Here is a 535-nt window from a genome sequence, read left to right as displayed (position 1 = left end):
ACTTTGCTATCATTTTCGTATAGCCTTTTGTCTATCACCTCGTCTACATGACTTAGTATACTATTATCTCGCTATTAATTCATTGACAAGTATTTTCCAAGGCTAGCTTTATCCGTGCTCACACTAGGAAAAACGCAAAAAAGAAGACCCCGAAGGGCCTTCTTTTTTAGAAGAGTTACTTCACGATTACCGATGTTACAGTCGACTTGCCATTTGGCGATGTGATGATCAAATCAAAAGTCGTACCGGTATCAGCTTTGATTGTTCCGTCAGCACTAATCTCTACTTTTCCTTTAACATGATCCGCAGAGAATGCCAGACCCATCAAATAGTTATATGCCGGTGCTTCATCTTTGTCGTACTCAACACCATAGTTATCCGTTACAGTCAGATCTGCTACCGCATAAGCATTAGCACCTGTAGAAATCGTTGCTTCTGATTCCCCAGCTTCCAACTTGTCTACAGCAACAATATCGCTTTTCACCGATACAGGTACACTTGCCTGTTTAACATCTACACTTGCCTGTTTAACATC

General features: G+C 40.9%; 1 pseudogene. It reads right to left on the bottom strand.

Annotation, left to right across the window (positions count from 1 at the left end):
* Positions 1 to 175 precede the first annotated feature (175 nt).
* Positions 176 to 535: pseudogene (locus tag AC1DUA_RS40315) on the bottom strand (hypothetical protein); the annotation flags it as partial.

Source organism: Paenibacillus sp. 01T422 (genome assembly GCF_056398785.1).
This window is presented reverse-complemented; position numbering and strand designations above follow the sequence as displayed.